12 protein-coding genes and 1 tRNA gene are annotated in these 17,716 nt (G+C 64.5%); 3 read left to right on the forward strand and 10 right to left on the reverse strand.

Annotated features, from left to right (window positions below):
* Positions 1-166 precede the first annotated feature (166 nt).
* From ACYPYD_RS09030 to ACYPYD_RS09050, 5 genes are all read right to left on the reverse strand, one after another.
* Complete coding sequence (locus ACYPYD_RS09030) at positions 167-469, reverse strand: hypothetical protein (protein WP_008830804.1); 303 nt, start codon at positions 467-469, stop codon at positions 167-169.
* Positions 470-581: 112 nt separating this feature from the next.
* Positions 582-3,002 (reverse strand): outer membrane protein assembly factor BamB family protein, encoded by a 2,421-nt coding sequence (locus ACYPYD_RS09035; RefSeq protein ID WP_459662858.1) that lies wholly within the window; start codon positions 3,000-3,002, stop codon positions 582-584.
* A gap of 226 nt (positions 3,003-3,228) precedes the next feature.
* Complete coding sequence (locus tag ACYPYD_RS09040) at positions 3,229-3,456, reverse strand: DUF2171 domain-containing protein (RefSeq protein ID WP_008830802.1); 228 nt, start codon at positions 3,454-3,456, stop codon at positions 3,229-3,231.
* 106 nt (positions 3,457-3,562) lie between these two features.
* Positions 3,563-3,802 (reverse strand): DUF2171 domain-containing protein, encoded by a 240-nt coding sequence (locus tag ACYPYD_RS09045; RefSeq protein WP_008830801.1) that lies wholly within the window; start codon positions 3,800-3,802, stop codon positions 3,563-3,565.
* Between the two features lie 118 nt (positions 3,803-3,920).
* Positions 3,921-4,874: a complex I NDUFA9 subunit family protein gene (locus tag ACYPYD_RS09050; RefSeq protein ID WP_008830800.1), complete on the reverse strand. Its 954-nt coding sequence runs from the start codon at positions 4,872-4,874 to the stop codon at positions 3,921-3,923.
* 252 nt (positions 4,875-5,126) lie between these two features.
* Between ACYPYD_RS09050 and ACYPYD_RS09055 the strand changes: the two genes are divergently transcribed.
* The 3 genes from ACYPYD_RS09055 (at position 5,127) to ACYPYD_RS09065 (ending at position 7,843) form a co-directional block, all read left to right on the forward strand.
* Positions 5,127-5,213: transfer RNA gene (locus ACYPYD_RS09055), tRNA-Leu, on the forward strand.
* Positions 5,214-5,392: 179 nt separating this feature from the next.
* Positions 5,393-6,760, forward strand: coding sequence for a DUF6538 domain-containing protein (locus ACYPYD_RS09060; RefSeq protein WP_459662873.1), 1,368 nt, complete (start codon positions 5,393-5,395; stop codon positions 6,758-6,760).
* Between the two features lie 135 nt (positions 6,761-6,895).
* A complete protein-coding gene (locus tag ACYPYD_RS09065) occupies positions 6,896-7,843 on the forward strand; it encodes a hypothetical protein (RefSeq protein WP_459662859.1) in 948 nt (315 codons plus the stop codon).
* A 612-nt stretch (positions 7,844-8,455) separates the two neighbouring features.
* Here ACYPYD_RS09065 and ACYPYD_RS09070 read toward each other — a convergent pair.
* The 5 genes from ACYPYD_RS09070 to ACYPYD_RS09090 form a co-directional block, all read right to left on the reverse strand.
* Positions 8,456-8,887 carry a PIN domain-containing protein gene (locus ACYPYD_RS09070; RefSeq protein ID WP_459662860.1) on the reverse strand — a complete coding sequence of 144 codons (432 nt, stop codon included), beginning with the start codon at positions 8,885-8,887 and terminating at the stop codon, positions 8,456-8,458.
* Complete coding sequence (locus ACYPYD_RS09075) at positions 8,887-9,291, reverse strand: hypothetical protein (RefSeq protein ID WP_459662861.1); 405 nt, start codon at positions 9,289-9,291, stop codon at positions 8,887-8,889. The genes ACYPYD_RS09070 and ACYPYD_RS09075 overlap by 1 nt, the downstream gene beginning before the upstream one ends.
* 81 nt (positions 9,292-9,372) lie before the next feature.
* Complete coding sequence (locus tag ACYPYD_RS09080; RefSeq protein WP_459662862.1) at positions 9,373-11,823, reverse strand: phospholipase D-like domain-containing protein; 2,451 nt, start codon at positions 11,821-11,823, stop codon at positions 9,373-9,375.
* A 44-nt stretch (positions 11,824-11,867) separates the two neighbouring features.
* Positions 11,868-13,502 carry a hypothetical protein gene (locus ACYPYD_RS09085; protein ID WP_459662863.1) on the reverse strand — a complete coding sequence of 545 codons (1,635 nt, stop codon included), beginning with the start codon at positions 13,500-13,502 and terminating at the stop codon, positions 11,868-11,870.
* 25 nt (positions 13,503-13,527) lie between these two features.
* Positions 13,528-17,406 carry a S8 family serine peptidase gene (locus ACYPYD_RS09090; protein WP_459662864.1) on the reverse strand — a complete coding sequence of 1,293 codons (3,879 nt, stop codon included), beginning with the start codon at positions 17,404-17,406 and terminating at the stop codon, positions 13,528-13,530.
* Positions 17,407-17,716 lie beyond the last annotated feature (310 nt).

Below are 17,716 nucleotides of genomic sequence, written 5' to 3' on the forward strand. Positions count from 1 at the left end.
CGGCCCCGCGGACCGGGAAACCTGTGCCGCCCACGCAGGAGCGGAGCCTGTCAGCGCCGCGCCGGTCAGAAATAGTCCGGCGAGCGCCCTGGAAACCGTGTTCATCGCTGTCAAAGTACTCGAATCAAGCCGGGAAGATCAGGCCATAAAGCTCGGGCAGTCGGCGTCAGTTGCGGGCGCGCTTGCGCTGGGCTTCGGCCATGCGCTGTTCGACGCTGTCGACGCGGGCGCCGAGCTGGTCGATGCGCTGGCTGTTCTGCTGGGCCTGGCCGGATGCGGCCTGCGCTTCGGAGCGGGCGGCCTGCGCGGTGGCGTCGGTCTGCTGCAGCTTGCTGTCGAGCGCATCGACGCGCTGGTTCACGACGGCGACCTGTTCGCGCACGAAACCCTTGGTGGCGCAGCCGCCGAGACCCATGGAACCGGCCAGGATGACCACGGCCGGAGCGATTTTCTTGAAGGTGGGCGACATTGTTTTTCTCCTAACGGTCAACAGACCGGAATCGTCCAAGCCCAGCCTTCGGGGTTCGACAATTCGATTCTGGCCGGTCGTGCTTCCGCTCCGATGAACGGAAATCCGTAGGTTAGCGAACGCCTGAGACGGGAAAAGTTCCAAAAGGACCATTGGAATTTTCGCCGACGAGCTCTCCGTCCCGCACCGTTACATCGTATTTCACGGTGATCGGCATGGGCATCGAGGCACGTCCCTGGAACTTCGCGCGGCCGTCCCTGATCCCCCCGGCGACATCGACAGTGCCTTGTTCCGCCGAGACTTTCCCGGTCACGACGCTGCCTTTGACGATGAGGTCCATGACCGCCTTCTGCGGGCCGATCGGCGACTGGATGATCACGTTCCAGCGCCCTGCGAAGTCCTGCGGTTTTGCATTGCTGATTTTCGAGGCCTTCGCCTTTTCTAGCAGCGCCTTTCGTTCGGCCGGAGCGGCCTGGGCGCGGGCGCGCAGATAGAATCGCAGGGTTTCCAGTTCCGCGTCGGTGAACTGCGGGAAGGGCGGCATGCCGTTCAGCTTGAGCCCGCCTTCCTTGACGATCGTGCGGAAGGTCGCCGCGTCGGTGATGACCGGCGAATAGCGCAAGTCCGGCGCCGCTCCGCCCGCAACCGCATTCCATCCGTGGCATACGATGCACGAACGGGTGCCGAACAGCATCGCCCCAGCCTGTGCCCGCGCGAGGTCTGGGCTGAAGGCGAGATCGGAAACCGGCTCCAGCGGCGGCACCGCGAAAGGCGGGATCGTGTCCTTGCCGTCCAGCGCGAACGTCAGCACGCGGCGCGGCAGGCGGTAGTCGGTGCGATAGGCGGCATTGCCCAGCGTCTGCATGCCTGCGCCTTGCCCGCCCGCGCCGGTGAGCACGGTGACGTACTGCCGTCCGTTCACGCGGTAGGAGATCGGTGCGCCGATGATCGGGCTCTCGGTCTTGTACGACCATAGTGCCTTGCCGGTCTTCGCATCGCGGGCGATGAACTTGCCGTCGATCTGGCCCTGCCACACCAGCCCGCCGGCCGAGGCCATGACCCCGCCCGGCCAGGTTCCGGGCAGGTCGATCCGCCATGCCTCGGTCTGCGTGACCGGGTTCCATGCCTTGAGGTAGCTGCGGTGGCCGCCGGGCAGTTCGACTTCGGGGATGAGCGTAACGCCCATGCCTGCGGCGAGTTCGCCGCCGCCCTTCTGGCCGTCGCCGATCAGGGCGGGCATGTCCATCACCGGCACGTAGACGAGGCCGGTCTGCGGGCTGTAGGCCTGCGGCTGCCAGGAATGCGCGCCGGTCGGCCCCGGCCACATCTCGAACAGCCCGGGCTTGCCGTTGTAACGGATGCCGGGATTTTCGACAGGACGTCCGGTCTTCGCATCGATGCGCTCGGCCCAAGTGACCTTGGCGATCTTCTGCGCGGAGATGAACTGGCCGGTCGCGCGGTCGATCACGTAGAAGAAGCCATTCTTGGGCGCCTGCATCAGCACCTTGCGATCCTTGCCGTCGATCGACAGCGTGGCGAGCGTCATGTCGGACGTCGCCGTGCAGTCCCACTGCTCCGCCGGGCATAGCTGGTAGTGCCACTTATATTCGCCGGTATCGACGTTCACCGCCACCACAGAGGCGAGGAACAGGTTGTCTCCGCCGCCGGGGCTGCGCAGCTTCTGGTTGTAGGGAAAGCCGTTGCCGACGCCGAGATAGACCAGCCGCAGCTGCGCATCATAGGCGAAGGCGTTCCACGCCGTTCCGCCGCCACCGCGCCGGGTGCCGTCGGGGTTCTTCCACCCGCCCGGCCATGTCCCCCGCATGACCTCTTCTGCCTTGCGGTTGGCGGGTGTCACCTCGTCGCCGGGCGTGGTGTAGAAGCGCCACGACAGCTTGCCGGTCTTCGCGTCGTAGGCGCTGACGAAGCCGCGCGCCGGGCTGATGTCGCCGCCGCCGAAGCCGGTAATCACCTTGCCGCCGAATACGCGCGGCGGACCATTGGCATTGCGCGGGGCATTGTCGGGGAAGTCCATCGTCTTCCAGGTCTCCCGGCCGGTCTTCGCATCGAGCGAGACCACATAGCCGTCCGTCGTGACGAGGAAGACATGTCCCGCATCATAGGCGATGCCCTTGCTGCCCCACGACATCTGCAGCGCCGTCTTCGCCCGCTCGCGCGTGCCGCCGTCGTATTCCCACAGCTGTTTGCCAGTGACGGCGTCGAGTGCGCGGATGTGCGAATGGCCGGTGGTGATGAAGACCTTCCCCTCCGCCATCAGCGGCGTCGTGGGCGTGTAGCCCGGCTCGAGGTCGAAGTGCCAGGCCAGCTTCAGGCCGGAGACATTGCCGGTATCGATCTCCTCGAGCGGCGAATAATGCGTCTCGGTTCCCGTCCGACCCCAACTCGGCCATTCGTCCGGGTCAACGACGGTCTGTTCCTCTATCGGCTGAGCGGGGCGATTGCATGAAGACAGCGCAAATAGCATCGACGTCAACGCCAGTGGTACAGCGATCTTTCCCAGGCCAGAGACCACGCCGTCCTCCCCTTGCATCCGTTTTTGTTGATGTTCCGACTATCAGCCGTGCCGGAAGCTGGGAAGAGATGCTATTCACTATGGATCATAACGGGCAAGGCATCGCCGAGGGGATGTGCTGCGCCGGATTGTCCGAATAGGAAAACCCCGGCCTTCCGTCAGGAAAGCCGGGGTCTCGCAAGGCAGTGCGCGAGGGGGTACGCACTGCCGGCTCGGTGGTCTTGGATCAGTTGGCGCCGACGCCCATCGGGATCGGCGTACCTTGCTTGAGGTAAACGCGATTATCCTCGATCTTGTCGACGTTCTCGAACGCGATGTAGTGATGTGCACCATCGGAACTGTCCGAACGGGTCAGCTTGATCTGGTCGTCCTTCACCTCGTCGATAGTCCCGACGTGCTGACCAGTGCTGGTCGTAACTTCCATGTGCTCACGCACGCGCAGCTTCTCGAACATGGTGTATCTCCATCATCTCGGGGGGTATGATGGGGAAACGGCGCGAGCTGGAATGTCGTTCCGGTCGTTCGTCCCGGCCCGGAAACGGCTCGTCAATTCGGGTCGTTCAGGGGGTGGCACCGAGGCCGAAGGTGGCGTCGCCCCGGTCGGACAGGAGCACCGCGTCGGCGCTTATCCCGTCGATCTGCGTGATCGCGACGAAATCGTGAGAGCCGCCCTCCAGCATCAGTTCCTCGCCTTCCAGCGCGGCGACGGTACCTATGACGACCCCGTCCGCTGCGATCACCTTCATGCCTTTGCGGATCGTGCCCTGCTGTGTCGTCCAGGCGGTGTCGGTGGTAGTCATGGCGCGTGCTCCTCTCGCTGCGGGGCGGGGGTCGCCCCGGAGGCATAGACACAAAACCCCGCCTGCCGGAGGGTTCCGACCGGCAGGGTCTTGGCGAGCGCCAATCGAAGCTCGTTGGTCAGGCGTTCGCAGTCTTGGCGCCGAAGCGGCCGTGCTTGCGGAAGCGCACCATCCAGCGGTCGAGGAACAGGCCGAGAGGCCGCGGCGTGACGCCGAGCCCGCCGATGCCCGGAGCCGAGCCGCTTGCCACGCTGCCGGCCTGGAGCAGCTTGAACTGGTCGGTGGTGATCGGGGCGCCGGGCAGCCAGCCGGTCGCCGCCGCTATGAGGCCGGACACTGCATCCGGCAACTGGGCGAAGGCTCGCGAGCGGCCCTGCGCCTTGGCGATACGCTCGTTAAGTTCGAGCATGGTGACGACTTCCGGTCCGGCGAGCTCGAACGTCTTGCCCTGTGCGTCCGCGCGGCCCAGCGCATTGGCGATTGCCACGGCCACGTCATCGACGAAAACGGGCTGCAGCTTCGCCTCCGGGGCGAAGACCGGCAGGGCGGGCAACCGCGAGATCAGTTCTCCGAACATGTTGACGAAATTATCGTCCGGCCCGAACATCAGCGAGGGGCGCACGATCGTCGCGGTTGGGAATGCGGCCAGCACGGCGGCTTCGCCTTCGGCCTTGGTACGGGCATATGCGACTTCCGACCCGGCATCCGCGCCTATTGCCGAGACATGCACAAAGGCGGCAGCGCCCGCAGCCTTGGCTGCAGCTGCGATGTCGCCCGTGCCCTTGCCCTGCAGGGCATCTAGGTTCCCAGCAAAAGCACCCACGAGGTTCACCACCGCATCCGACCCGGCAAGTACGGCGGCAACCGTGTCGGCCTTGGTCACATCGACGCCGGCGAACTGCACTTGGCCCAGGTTGCCCAGCGGCTTGATGGCGAAGGCCTTCTTGGGGTGACGGCTGGCGATACGCAGCCGCGCGCCGCGCGCGAGCAGTTCCTGCGCGAGGTGGCGGCCGACGAAGCCGCTGCCCCCCAGAATGGTGACGATCTTGCCGGAGAGAGGGTCGGTGGTCATGGTCTGGCTCGGTCCTTCAGGTCGCGCTGCGCTCGACGTGTCCCGCGCTGCAGCACATGCATCTGCGCCCCTGCCACAAGCCCGGGAACGGGGCAACCGGGCAGTTGCCCCCGAGCTGTCGGGCGGCCGCTGTGAATATACAAATTCCCGAAATGAAAAATGTTGCATCGGATGGTGTTGACAAGACTTCGACGGCCCCTTAGAGGCGCCCTCCTACCCAGCGGGGACGGCACTTCGCCCCCTCGCTAAAGTGCCCAGATGGCGGAATTGGTAGACGCACCAGCTTCAGGTGCTGGCGCTCGCAAGGGCGTGGAGGTTCGAGTCCTCTTCTGGGCACCATCACTTCTCAAGTGATTGAGAACGTTGGGGGATTATCGCAAGATGGTCCCCCAAACTCGTTTTGCTACGATAAACTGCTACGGTTTGGTGCCGATAGTCCGCAGCGAAAGTCCCGGAAATCTGCGGGAAATGGTCCGCGCGGCTGTTACGGTTTCAGTCCCGGTTTGCTGCCAAACGGTATGTGTCTTCGTAGCGGGCGATTCTATGTCCGCCGTCACGTGCCATGCGATCTTCAAGAGCCTCTCAGCCGGGTGGAACTTTGGCGTTCGTTGAAGACGGACAGCCTCCAGACGGCACTGCGGAGAATGCCCGCCGTCATGGCTGGGATTGAGGCTGAGTTTGAACGTGTTCGAGCAGGTGTCGGCGCGACAGTGGGCGATACGATGCTACGATTCGACACCGTAGCTCAGCCCATCGTAAAGAAGGTGCGAGTTTCGGCGGAAATCCCGGCTTCTGTTCTGTCCAGTGACGTGACGTTAGCCGAAGCCTACCAGCGATATGTGGATGACCCCACTCATCGTTGGTCCGCGAGCACCCGACAAAGCTATAATACATGCCGCAAGCTGGCGATTTCCGTGATCGGCCCGGACGTTCCGATGGCGGCGCTTGGCCGAACTCACTGCCGGGATTTTCTCGATGTGTTGCGCCATCTGCCTCGGAACGCGAACAAGCGATTCCCGAAGCTGACGGCCCGCGAGGCTTCACAGCGAGCACGAGAGCGCGGCGATGATGATGTGATCAGCGCAGCGAACGCCAACGTGAACCTCGCCAATCTATCGAGCTTCCTAAACTGGGCGGTCAATGAAGAGCTTCTCGCTCGGAACCCTATGCGTGGCTTGCGGCTCCATGACGATGTAGCGAAAAAGGACAAACGCAATCCGTTCAGCGCGGATCAGCTTCGGAAGATTTTTGACGCACCTCTTTATACCGGCTGCCTTGACGGCGAACGCGGTTACGCGAAGCCGGGCATTGAGCGGCCTCGAAATGCTCGGTTCTGGGTGCCTCTCATTGCGCTTCATTCAGGGATGCGGCTTAATGAGATTTGTCAGTTGGACGTTGCCGACGACATTCGCTTGATTGATGGCGTTTGGTGCTTTGTCGTATCCGAGAATTCACTGGTCGGCAGTGACGACAAGGCTTTGAAGACCGCTGCGAGCGAGCGGTTCGTGCCGATCCATTCGCGGTTGATCGGATTCGGGCTTGTCGCCTACGCGGAGCAACTGCGCCGGGAGCGCGCGTTGAAATTGTTCGGTGAGATTGATCCCGGCCCGAAAGGGAAAAGGGCAGTGGCGTTCTCCAAATGGTTCACGCAATTCTCCCGAGCATGTGGCGCATACGAAGAGCGGACCTGCTTTCACTCGTTTCGGCATAACTTCCGGGATGCTTTGCGGGCTGCAAAAGTCGATCACGACCTTGCATTGGCGTTGGGTGGCTGGAGCAATGCTGCCGGAGTGAAGGGCGCTTCAGAGAATTATGGAAATGGGTATTCAATACCCATGCTGAGAGATGCTATGGAAATGTTAACTTTTCCTCATGTAAATTTGTAAAATTTGTTATTTAATTCGTACGGTATGAAATATTGTTCAAATTGTTATTATCGGATTTGCTTCAAGATAAGAAATCTTCTCAAGATAAAATTAATTGCTAATGTGAACATCCTGTCGGGGTGATGGTGAGATTCCGTGAGCTTCAAAAAATTTGCGATGAATGTCGTAACGCTTGGTGGGCATGACCAGCTTGAGGCTGCAAAGTCCACTTACGAGGCTGTCTATCAAGAATATGAAGGCAATCGGAATAAGTTGTTTTGGCTGACGAGCACGAGGGATGATCATTTGTCAGACCTTGGTGAACTTGTAATCACCACATTCAAGGCCGCGAAATCTGCCCGACGTATGTTGCGGAAAGAGGTTTCGTGTAAAATCCCCCCTTCGTCAGAAGCTAAACTGGTCCGCTCGGAGGCGCTTCACACGCCTTCCTTGACCAACGTTGACCGAGTTATTGCGGATTATACGTCCTCCGTAGGTATCGCGGGAGGAGCGGGGGCTGGCGCGGCTGCGGCAGCAGGTTCGTGGTCGCTCGTCGCGCTAGTCGGTTCCGCTTCCACGGGGACAGCTATTTCAACACTTTCCGGAGTGGCAGCGACAAACGCAACGCTGGCATGGTTTGGTGGAGGAGCATTAGCTGCTGGTGGGGCCGGTATGGCTGGCGGCACTTTGGTTCTGGGGGGCGTCGCTCTCGTGCCTGTTTTGGCTGTCGCTGCTTGGCATTCCAGATCAAAGGTCAAAGAAATCAATCATGAGGTAGAGAAGGTTCGTCATGCCAATCTACAGGTCAATCATGCTATCGGACCTACGCAAAAGGCCATTAAGCTGATCGACGACTGTTTGGATGCGGTTCGACCATCCGCTACGGCACTTCAATGGGAGTTAGAGGCTGCGAAAGAAGCCCTTTTTCCCGTATGGGGATTGTCAATATTCAAGCGATGGATCGCAAGACTGTTCCGAAGGCCTTTCTATTCGGCTTCGGAGGAGCAGGTAATTGTGGACTTGGAATCTGCCTTGATTGAATTTGTCACTTGCTTTCATCGTTTGCAGATTGATCCCGGCGATTCTGAGAACCGGCGTATCTGATGCTTCGAGGAGCAGTTCGACTGAAACCGTAACAGCCGCGCGGACCATTTCCCGCAGATTTCCGGGACTTTCGCTGCGGACTATCGGCACCAAACCGTAGCAGTTTATCGTAGCAAAACGAGTTTGGGGGACCATCTTGCGATGATCCCCCAACGTTCTCAATCACTTGTGAAGTGATGGTGCCCAGAAGAGGATTGAGCCGAGCGTCATCCCGGTCATGGAGGGAAGGCGTTGGGATTTCCTCCATGATTTCAACGGCTGGTTGTGTTGAAGTTTCGGGTTGCAGAAGAGGACTCGAAAATCGAGCTAGTGAATTGAATAATAATTATTTTTTATGACATGATCAGCCGATACCCTCATAGATACCCTCCGACTTTTTGTTCATGAGGTTCGAGTCCCTTTGTCGCATTTTTAGCTGCTGGCTGTCCCGTCCACCGTGATTCGGATGTTCGCGATTCCGCATCAGATCCGACCGCTTTTTGCGTCGTTCATTTGACGTAGGCCCGCGCTGATTTATCACAGGCAATGCCGTCCTGACGCATGATCCCCGACGCGGTCTTCCCCATGTTGCGCTCGAGCACGTCACACCAACCCGCGACGCTTGCGCGCGGCTTACGGTGCTTGCACGCGCAGGCCGCCGACTTGAGCATGGTAGGGCTGCGGATCTTCGATCAATGTCGCATTGCGCGCGAGCGCTGTGGCCACGACCATCCGCGAGGCCGCGCTGAGATCGGATTGCACGCCCGTGCTGGTGACATGGGGCAGTGGCACGCCGAGCAGGTCCGGCCATTGGCGCGCGCAGGCCTCGTCGAAGGCGACGACATTGCCGTAATTGTTGACCAGCGCGACGAAGCTGTTGAGCGCATTCTCGAAGGCCTGCCGGCGACCGCCATGGGCAATGCCGGCGAGCAGATCGAGCACCTGGCCGATCGAGACGGCGCTCAGTTCGACCTGGTTCGCCGGCGTTGCGCTGTGCCAAGCCATGATACGCTGCTCGCCGCCCAGCGTGTCGAGCAGGGCCTGGGTCGACAGCAGCATGGCCATCAGGCGGCGGCGCCCGCCCGGTCGCGGTAATACGACTGTCCAGGAAGGGCAAAGCCGGTCTCGGGCACGAAGCCTTCCTCGAGCACAAGCCGTTCACCGGTCGGCTCGAACCCGCTCGCCGCGAGGACCGACCCGAGCGTCAGGCTCGAGGCGGCGGACTGGATCATGGTGGCGAGGTCCTTGATCGAGACGAGCACGGTCTCTTCGCCGGGATCGCCGCGCACGACCTGCGCCTGGCCTTCGCGGGCCAGACGATTGACCGCGCTGAACCGGTCGCGAGCACCCTTGACGGTCAAGGGGCGGTCTCCGCTCAGGTGCATCAGCAGTTCGGCCAAACCTTCCTCGAGCGCGGCGCGATTGCGCAAGGGCAGCAGCTGCAAGGCGGACAGGAATTTGGCGTTCATGGGCGTGGCGACCTTTCCCTCTGTTCGCTGACATCTAGCATCGTGGTCACCAAAAGTCAATATGGTGGCCACACCCGACAGTTACACGTCCGCGTAGTCCCGCAGACTCGAGGTGACCGCGTGCCCCTGCGCAAACATCGAGGCGTCGGCGAGCGCGGCGAGCAGATCGGACGGCGGCGCGGTGGCGGCGCTCATGTCCCAGTCGGCGTCGAAAATGCTCGCGAAATAGCGCGAGATCTTGCTGCTTTCGACAAGCAGGCTCGCTTCGCGATTGCTGACAATGCCGGTGGTCGACCAGTTCTGCGAGCCCAACAGGGTCGCCGCGTCGTCGACCACGATCAGCTTGTTGTGGCAGTGGACGAAATGCTTAAGCGACAGGAAGCGGAAGTGCTCGTCGAACGCCAAGTCGAAGTCGCGCATGGCATCGAGGAACTTGGTCTTGTCCTCGCCGTAAAGATATTTGGGCGAGACAATGATCTTGATGTCGAGGTCGGCGTGGGCGGCGCGCGCCTCGGCGATCGCCTCGAGCATGGTCCGGACCGTTGCCTGCTGGCCGCGGATATATTGCTGCTCGATCCGGAGCGACCGCGTAGCGCTCGAGAGCAGCTTCTTTAGCTCGGGCTCGAAGTTTTCGGGCGTGATCACCGGGGTCACCGGCACCGCCGCCTCGGGTACGAAGGAGAGGCTAGGGAACAGCCGCTGCGGAATCGCTTCGGGCGCCGTTTCGAAGAACATGTCGGCGGCAAGCGACGAGGCCGCCGGCGCCTCGGGCGGTGCCGCATCGGGCGGAAGCCCCTGCGACAGGCGCATGTCGCGCAGCACGAGGTCGGCGAAGAAGGTCGCCAGCGCGCGCGATTCCATCGCCAGGCCCATGTCGCGGTTGCCGCTGGCGAACTGGGCGCCGGCGACGCCGTCCTGCTCGTTGAACGGGATCGAGTTTTCCGACCAGTTGCCGCTCTGGATCATGACGATCTCGCCGTCGATGACGATGACCTTTTCATGGGCGTTGCCGAAGTAGGGCGCGGGATGGCCGGCCGAACTCGACGGCGCCTGGACGCAGGTGGCGCCGAGCCCGCGCAATTCGCCGAACAGGCCCTCGTCGTCGGCCGCGTTGGTGTCAAGCATCAAGGAAAGCTGAACCCCGCGGCGCATCGCCCGCTTCAGCGCGTCCTTCACGTAGCTTGCGTTGAAGTCGTAGATCCCGACGACAATCGAGGTGGTCGCCGCGTCGATTAGCTTGCGCGTGACCGCGAAGGTGGAATCGGGCGAAGCATAAGCGAGGATCCGGCCCGTCACCTGCCGCTGGGCGAGCTTGGCCGTCGGCAGGCGCGGATAGGGGATCAGCGCCGGCGGCGCTTCGTCGACGAGTTCGATCTCGCGGCTGCGCAGCACCGCAGGCAAGGCTTCGGCCAGCACCATACTGTCGGCTTCGTCCGGCTCGTCCAAGGCACCAGCATCCTGGCGACCCGACAGATCCGCGCCAAGCGCGTCGGGTGGCGCAGCGCCCAGCCCGGCGACCTGCCGGCACCCGTCAAACGGCTGCGTTTGGCTCTGTCCGATCCGAGTTGCGAGCCCTTCGAGCTTGATCGTGATGAAATCGGCGATCTGCGCGCCGAACTCGAGCGGCTTGCCGGCGATCGTGATGTCGCCGACCGTATAACCCTTGGCCGCGGGCACTTCGAACACGGCCCGCACGGCATAGCCGCCCTGGCCGCGCGTTACCTTCCAGAAGTCGCGCGGATCGGTACCGTCGGGCGTCGCCCATCCGACCGGATTGAAGCCGTGAAGGTAGAGCCCGACCGGATTGTTGAGCGTGATGTCGGCGCGCTGGCGCGCGAGCGCGTTGACCTGCTCGCCGATGAAGGGATCGCTGTTGCGCCCGGCGTTGCCATAGAGCGAGCAGTCGATCAGTTCCTGCGCGCCGGTGAGCTCGCGTCCGTCCTTGATCCGGCGGATGGTCGCGGCGGCAGCGAGTTCGATTTCGGCGGTCAGCGTGTTCGCGGCCTGGATCAGGTGCATTGCGCCCGCTGAGGTGCTGTTGTTGAAGCGGTTCTTCGGATTGTAACGGCCGCCGACGAAGAGGTCGGCCTGGGTCACCGCACTCGAGACGTGCTCGCGGTAGAGAGCGAGAACCTTGTCGGGCGCGAGTTCGGCGAGCGTCTCCCAATACTCGGGGCCTTCACAGGTGAACATCACCTTGACAACTCGGCCGGCACCATCGCGCGCGACGCTCCACTCGCAGTATTCGTCCTGGAGGTTACGGTCGCCGTCCGCGGTGCGCCAGCGCTGGCGATCGCTCAGCGACCGGCTTTTCACCCGGCGCGGAAAGGCGTTCCAGGAAATGACCGCGACCTGCGCGCCGGCGCCGGGCGGCTGGTGCAAGGGATTGAAGAACTGCGTGCGCGGCCCGTCGTTCTCCGCCGGGGAACCCGCCTGCGCCCGGTCGAGCCAGGCGGAGATCTGCGCGCTCCAAGCATCCTTTTGCTGTTCGTCGAAGTCGTCGAGATGGCCAGGGGGGTCCAAGCGCTGCACGGCAAGTCTCCTAAGCGGTTGAAACAATCAGGATGGGTAAGCAGTCAGGCAAGCGGTTCGCAGACGCCGGTCTCGGTCATGCGCAGGCCGGGGGCGTCGTCGGGAATCGAGGTGCGCGGCGTGGTCAGCGCGAATTCGGCGAGCGGCCGCTTGCGGAAGCAGCGCCGGCGATGCTCGGCAAGCCGGAACCAGGCGTCGACCGTCGCCGCGTCGGCGGCGCGCGCCCGGCAGGCCGACAAATAGTCGCCGATCCGCGCGCGGAACCGATCAGCCCAGGCTGGCTCCGCCCAGAGCGCGAGGAACTCGCGCTCGGCGCTGGCCGGATCGCCCGGCTCGCCGCCCGCCGCGACCGCGGCCTCGAGCGCGGCGACGAAGGCGACTTCAATGCTTGCCGCATGGTCAGGCCCCTGCACCGTCTCTGGGACATAGCCGAGCAGCGCCTCGCGCCGCGCCGAGAAGACCGGATTGGTAAAGTCCACCATGGTCAGGCAAGCGGCAAAGCGGGGGCTTAGCTGGCCCGACGCGACCAGCAGATCGACGAGGTGGGTATCCTCGAACGCGGGCTCGGGGGTGAGGAAGGCGAAATGCACGTCGCCGTCGACGCGGATCGCGCCGTCGGACCGGTGCACGTCGTAGTGCAGCAGGCAGTCGCGGTACAGCGCGCCGGGCACGACGATGTCGGCGATGGCAGGATCGTCGGGTGCGAGGTCAAGCGTGTCGAACAGCGTGTCACGGTTGAGGAAGAACGACAGCGGCGGGTGCACGTCGTGCCCCTCGCCCGCAAGGCTCGCCGGCGTGTCCGAGCTCGCGAGATTGACCGTGGTCGAGGTGATCGCCTGGCGCAGGAACCAAGGGACGTTGCGCCACAGGCCGTCGGGCGCCGTGCTCTTGCCCACCCGCGCCGTGTTCCAGGCTCGGATACCTGGGCGGACCACTTCGGTCTCAAGCCGCTCGGCGGTGACACGCCCGGTGAACAGCGGATCGTCGCGCAGCGGATCGCCGGGCGCCAAGGCATCGGCATTGATCCCGGCGAGCGGGGCATGCCAGTGGATCCACGGCGCGCGCAGTTCCTTCATCACCAGCGAGCCGTTGACGTGGCTGTCGAACGGCCCCTGCCCGCGCGTCTCGGGCGCAAGCGCATGCGGCGACGAGCCGGCCCAGAACCAAGTGCTGAGCAAGCGCTCGTAGTAGTGGAACACCTCGTTCTGGGCGTCCCAGCCGATGATCTGCAGGAAGGCGCGGTCGTCGGCCGAATCCGCCGCGGTGCTCGAGGAGATCAGCAGCGGAAAGCTGCCCGCGCCGCGCGCGACGACGAAGCGGAAGCTGCGCGCAAGCCCGTCAGTCTCGGGGGACCAGACGATGTGGCCGCCGTCGGCGACGAGAAACTGGAGCTGGTCCGCCAGCGCGTCGGCGCCGGCGAGGGCATCGACCCGCGCCAGCACGGCGCGCAGCGTCAGCGGAAAGGGCTGACCTAAACGTAACAGCCGGCCAAACGGATCGGCGAGGCCGGCGAGTTCGTCGGGGGTCATCGGTCGCGGCGGCTCGATCAGCCCGAGCACGCGCGCATGCAGCGTGTCGGGCGCGATCGCGACGTCGGGCGGCAGCGCCGCCCCGCGCGCGCAGCGCCCGTAGGGATAATTGCGCGTCGGAAAGACCTGCTCTTCGCGCGCGAAGCTCATCGTCGGACCTCCCAGGCAAGGGCGCTCACGCGATCTCGACGCGGCGCACTGCCGCCTGCGCCCCCTTGAGATAGCCCACGAGCCGCAGGCTGGCACCGGCGTCGTAGGCCTTGTTGACCACGCCCGGGGGCTCAGCCGGCCCAGGGAGATCGAGCGATTCCTTGGGCCTCCCGTCGACATAGATGTCGAGCCGGTCGATGCCGCTGGTGGTGATCGTCACCTTCCTCTTGCCGGCACCCGTCCCTCCGCTCGCCGGCACTGCGACCTTAATGCTGCGCGGCGGGCTCTTGGCGAGCAGTTCGGCCGCCTGGGCCAGCAGGTCGATGTCACCGCTCATCACATCGGCGCGGGTCGGCGGGTGGATGCGGTCGGGCACGACCCCGAAATCCTCGAGCAGCGCCCCGCCGCGCGCGCCGACGCGCAGGCACTGGCGGATCGCGACGCGCATGCCGGCCTGGTTGGGCAGCGGCTTCAGCCCCCACCCGAACGGCAGCGCGCTGGTCAGCAGCCAATGCGTCCAGACGTTGGCGCCGCCGGCGCCGGTGTTGCTGGCAACGCCCAGCACGGGGCCGATGCTGTGGTCCTGAAAGCCGGCGGCGAAGATGTCGGTCGCCGAATAGCAATTTCCGTCGACGACGAGGACAACGGGACCGTAATAGCGCTGGCCCGTGCTGTTGCAGCTCGCACGATCGGTCATCGGAAAGGCGTGGCTGTAGATCGCGCCCGTCTCGACCGCCTCGTCGAGCGATTCCTGCCAAGCGTTGAGCGGGATCTGCGAGGTCTTGGGATTGTTGCGGGCAAGGTCGACCGTCCCGGGGGTGACGAGGAACTGCATGCGCTCGGGATCGATCTCGTTCGGTGTGAGCGTCTGCAGCAGGCGCTCCGCCGCCCAGATGTGCCCGCCGCCATTGCCGCGTACATCGAGAATGAGGCCGCGCTCGGGAAGCTGCTCGGCCAGGCGGACGAATTCGGCGACGAAGCCGTCGGGGTCGCTGACGTTGAACGTGCGGATCTGGACGTGGCCGTAGTCGAGCCCGCCGATCGTGCGCGTGCCAGCGCGGAACGCGAGGTTCCACGGCACCTCGACCGGGATCTCTGCGAAAGCCACGGTATCGCTGATCGTCTCGGGCGAGGCGCTGCCCTTGATGCCGAACACCGGCTCGGCACGCTTGCGCGACTGCAGCGACTGGCGCGCTTCGGGCTCGAAGATGAGTTGGCGCGCCTCGCGCACCGCGTCGGCGGTGTTGTCGAGGCCGAGTGCCGCCGCCCAGGACAGGTCGCCGAGGCTAGGCGCCGGTTGCGTGATCACCGGCTGCTGCTGCGGCGGCGCCGGCGCCGCGCCTTCGCCATAAAGCAGGTCTTCGGCCCGGGCGACGCTCTCGCGGCCGATCTCGAGCGAGGAGAGCGCAGCATTGGCGAGGTCGGGCGGCGCGGCATTGGGCATGCCCGCGGGCGGCATGGCGTTTTGCCCTGCGCCCGGCGCGGTCGCCATTGCCGCGCCGTCGCCGCCGACACTTGACGTGAAGCGCACGAACCACGACTGGCGCAGTTCGCGGTGATCGCCGGTCTCGTCGATCGCGCCACCGGGAACGACGAAGGTCAGCGTCACGAAGTCGGCATCGGGCGGGAGCGTCGTGTTCATCGGTCGGATCGTCAGCGAACTGACCCCCCGCGCGTGGCGCGCGGCTTCGTTGCTGCCCGCGGTCTGCTCGGCGTTGGCGCGCACCGCGCGGTCGATCGCGACGCCGTTCCAGACGAGGAGTTCGGCGCCCGGAGCAAAGGCGGGATCGGCGAAAGCGTAGTTCTTGATCGTGCGCGTGACGATGTAGCGGCGCTGGCCGTCCTCGTAGAACGGCGCGACCTCGAACGGCAGGTAGGCGATATAGTCGCTGAACGGGCGCGGCAGCTGATAATTGGTGTGCAGATCCCGGACCGAATTGAAGATCTGCGTGATCTGGTTGTGAAAGCTGAGCTCGTCGCTCTGGCTACTCGGAATGTCGGCGGCCTGCTGCAAACGGCGCTGTAGCACGCGCAGCGACTGGATCGGCCGGACCGCGTGGATCGCCTCCTTGAGCGGGCGGTGGACGTAGAAATTGTCGAGCATGCGGATCGCCTGGTCGACGATCAGCAGCCGGTCCTGCTGGGTCAAGGTCCCGGCGACAGTCTCGCGGAACTGGCGCAAGGTCTTGTCGCCGGGCGGCGGCGTCTCACCGGCGATGGGGGCAATGACCGAATCGGGCGGCAGCTGCTCGCGCGAGAACGACCAGGTGCTGGCGTCGGCCGGGTCCTGGGGCAGCACGAGCTGGCTCTGGCGGCGGTTTAGGCCCTGGAACACGGTGACCGAGGCGGGCTCGGCCGCCGGCACGCCCGGTGGCATCGCGACGGGACTGGCCGGCAGCGCCTCGCTGCGCCGGCGGAGCGCTTCGGCAACCGCCGCCTCAGCGTTCAAGAAGGATCCGATCGGCTTGCCGGTTTCGGCGACGATCGGCGTGCCGGTCCCGGCGAGGATGTCACGAACGTCGGCATGGCTGAGTTCGGGATTGACCGAGAGCATCAGCGCGACGGTGCCCGCGACCTTAGGCGCGGCGCCGGACGTGCCGCCGAAGCCGTTGCGGTAGGCGAAGTCGCCGCCCTGCGCGCAGGTGAGGTCATGCTGCTGGTCGCCGGGCGCCGAGACAACGATGCGGCTGCCGTGGTTGGAGAACCAGGCGCGCTTCGGAGTCTGCGGGTCGTAGGCAGTGGCGCCGACGAGGATCGAGCCGGTCGGGTCGAACGGTTCGCCGGCATCGGTCTGATCAGCCGGCCGGTCGCCGTTGCCCGCGGCGACGACGACCACGCAGCCGTCCGCGATCGCCGCGCGGATCGTGCGGTTGACCGAGGGGATCTGTTCGTAGTTCCCGCCCGCGCCGGTCTGCACCTCGACGATGAGGACCTTGCGGCGGCCGCCGGCATCGGTCCGCCGCGCCCAGTCGATGCCTTCGACCCAGGGCTCGCGAAACTTCGCCGCGCCCGCAGCGCTGTTGCCTTGGACTGCCCAGAGCGCGGCCATCGGCGCATAGCCGGCCATGCCCTTGCCGTCGGCGCGCGCGCCGGCGATCCCGAGCACGGCGGTGCCGTGGCCGGCGGCGGTGCCGTGGTCGACCTGCTTGCTGCCGTCGACCGAATTGTAGCGCTTCTCGATCGCGGCCTTGAGCTCGGAATGGCTGACGCGAAATCCCCAGTCGATATCGGCGATGACGACATTGGCGCCGCGCGTGAAGCGCCATGCCTGCGGCACGCGCGTCTGATGGAGGTACCACTGCCATTCGAGCCCGGTCTCCGGGTCAGCGACGAGCGGTCCGCCATTGGCGCCGATCAGCGGGTCGGCGGGCGGCGCGTCGGCCAGGCTCATCATCGGCGGTGCCGCCTTGGGCACGACGACGGCGCGCGCAACCTCGGGGAGCCGGCGCAGCGCGCTGGTGATCTCACCCGCGCGCGCCCCGGCGGGAAAGGTCAGCCGGACGAACTCGTCGAGCGCCGGTAGGCGCTCGTGCGCGGTCAGGCGCTCGTTCGAAGCGGCATTGAGCGCGGCCGCGGCGCGCAGGTCGGCGAGCTGCCGGTCGTTCTCAGTGATCTGTTCGGCGGTGAATACGCGCTCGGCGTTCTGCAGGCTGTAGCGCTGCAGCACCGCGCCGAGCTCGGATTCGAGCGCAACAGGGGAGGTAGCGGTACCCGAGAGAAAGGCGTCGCTGCCGGCGACCAGCGCCGAGCCGAGCGGGCCAGCGCCGCGGGTGAATTCGACTTCGATCTGCAGAGCATCATCGCCCGCCGGCAGCGGCTGGCCCGCCGGAATCATCGGCGCGCCGTCACCCGAATCGTCGCGCATCATGCCCTTGGCGGAGCCGCGTTTCACACCTTTGGCCATGCTTTGCACACCCCGTTCGAGTCGACGGGGAGCACTTTACTTGAACGGCTTGGCAGTACCATTGCGAATTAGTGTGATACCAAGAATTAGTGTGATACCAATAGGACTAGCGCGCTAATCTTCGGAAAGTCGGTATCGATCCAAAACGGATATTTCCGACGTTTTCCCTTGAACCCACTTGTGAGGGATGCGTTCCGTGATCGCGCAAAGACAATTCGGCGTTGCGCAAGCACGCGAATATTGCACCGGACGTGCCAGACTGGACCAGTCTGGCGTGATCCCGCGCGCGACGCAATTGTTCCGCAGCCGG

Source organism: Novosphingobium sp. 11B, assembly GCF_054589055.1.